This is a genomic window from Nonomuraea lactucae (assembly GCF_003313395.1).
In the GTDB taxonomy this organism is placed as follows: domain Bacteria; phylum Actinomycetota; class Actinomycetes; order Streptosporangiales; family Streptosporangiaceae; genus Nonomuraea; species Nonomuraea lactucae.
The window spans coordinates 1-823 of the sequence record NZ_QNFZ01000108.1; the positions used below are offsets into that span (position 1 = coordinate 1).

1 protein-coding gene and 1 pseudogene are annotated in these 823 nt (G+C 69.0%); both read right to left on the reverse strand.

What is annotated here, in order from left to right; genetic code table 11:
• A partial coding sequence (locus DQW85_RS07670; RefSeq protein ID WP_240197007.1) for a condensation domain-containing protein occupies positions 1-484 on the reverse strand: 484 nt, incomplete at its 3' end.
• 61 nt (positions 485-545) lie between these two features.
• Positions 546-821 (reverse strand): annotated as a pseudogene (locus DQW85_RS07675) (AMP-binding enzyme); the annotation flags it as partial.
• Positions 822-823: the final 2 nt, after the last annotated feature.

The window sequence follows — 823 nt, forward strand, 5'->3', positions numbered from 1 at the left end:
ACCAACCCGGCTCCTCGCCCCGATCAAAGAAGACCACCCGGACCAACGGCCCATCAACCAGACTCAGCGACCTCTGCGCGCGCGTCATCCGCTCAACGACCCACGCCTCGTCCACCCCTGCCGCGTCCACGACGGAGAAGACCTCAGCCTCCTCACCAGCCGCGTTGCGCTGGACCCACTCCTCCTGCGCAGGGTCATGGACGAACCGCATCCGCAGCGCGTCATGATGCGCCACCACAGCATCCACCGCCCGGCCCAACGCCTGCGCATCCGCACCCGGCGCCAGCTCGAACATGCCCGACCAGTTCCAATGATCACGATCAGCCATGTCCTGATCGACGAACCAGTGCTGGATAGGCGTCAACGGCACCCGCCCACTCACCACACCCTGATCAGCCAGCACCACAGACGCCGACTCACGCACCGACGCGGCCAGCTCACCCACACTCTGACGCGCGAACACATCCGCGATGTCCAACTCCAACCCAGCCGCCCGAGCCCGCGCCACGATCTGCAGGCGCGTATTCGACCGCGGTCGCGGGAGCGGCGTCCGGCTCGGGCAGGGCCTTGCGGTCGATCTTGCCGTTGGCGGTCAGCGGGAGGGCATCCAGTGTCACGAAGGTCGACGGCACCATGTAGTCCGGCACCCGCTCGCGCATGAACGCGCGCAGCCCGGCCGCGTCCACCGCCGCGGACGGGTCCGTGCCGGCGCCGTCCTCGTCACTCCCGGGGACGACGTAGCCGACCAGACGCTTGCCACCCCGACCATCCCCACGCGCCGCCACCACCACATCCCGCACCCCGGGATGCTCACCCAACACCG